The sequence below is a fragment of the Mesorhizobium sp. M7A.F.Ca.MR.148.00.0.0 genome (assembly GCF_003997735.1).
GTDB lineage: Bacteria > Pseudomonadota > Alphaproteobacteria > Rhizobiales > Rhizobiaceae > Mesorhizobium.
On record NZ_RZTB01000599.1, the window covers coordinates 1 to 261 of the forward strand.

The window sequence follows — 261 nt, forward strand, 5'->3', positions numbered from 1 at the left end:
CTCGACATCGATAGCCGCGAATCGCTGATCCATGCGCTGAACGAGTTTCCCGGCGCCGTGATCCTGATCTCGCATGATCGCCATCTGCTGGAGGCAACCGCCGACCGCCTGTGGCTGGTCAAGGACGGCGCGGTCAACCCCTATGACGGCGATCTCGAGGACTACAAGACGCTGGTCACCGGCGTCTCCGGCGACCGCCGCGGCAAGCGCGAGGCCGACAAGGCGTCAAAAGCCGACCGCCGCCGCGATGCGGCGGCTCGC

1 pseudogene is annotated in these 261 nt (G+C 67.0%); it reads left to right on the plus strand.

The window, feature by feature from the left end:
• Nucleotides 1-261: pseudogene (locus EOB49_RS35475) on the plus strand (ABC transporter ATP-binding protein); the annotation flags it as partial.